Consider the following 380-nt stretch of genomic DNA (forward strand, 5'->3'; position numbering starts at 1 on the left):
ATACGGCACTGACTATTATGTTCCGGTCTTGAATAACAATACCCGCAAGGCTTCTGCCAGCAAGGTCGTGTTCGTGGGCTATGGTATCAGCGAACCGGCCTATGATGATTACCATGGTTTGAATGTAAAAGGAAAGGTGGTGGTGTTCTTCACCGGCGAACCCAAAGTGAATGGAAGCTACCTGTTGAGTGGCACCGGTGAATTTTCGACCTATACGTTTCCAGGTATCCCGGAAAAGATCGCCCTGGCAGAAAAAAAAGGTGCGGTGGCGGCGATCGTCCTGAGCCCGGCGATGGCGGTTCTTAACAGCCGTACCGTTTCGCTCAATACGAAATCAAATGTGTATTACCCGGGTCTACCCGCCGACAGGAGCATTGGGC

At 51.6% G+C, this 380-nt stretch carries 1 protein-coding gene; it reads left to right on the top strand.

Annotation, left to right across the window (positions count from 1 at the left end; genetic code table 11):
• On the top strand, positions 1-380 hold a 380-nt coding region (locus I6F37_RS45130; protein ID WP_225155149.1), incomplete at both ends, for a PA domain-containing protein.

The organism is Bradyrhizobium sp. NBAIM08 (genome assembly GCF_020193935.1).
In the GTDB taxonomy this organism is placed as follows: Bacteria; Pseudomonadota; Alphaproteobacteria; order Rhizobiales; family Xanthobacteraceae; genus Bradyrhizobium; species Bradyrhizobium yuanmingense.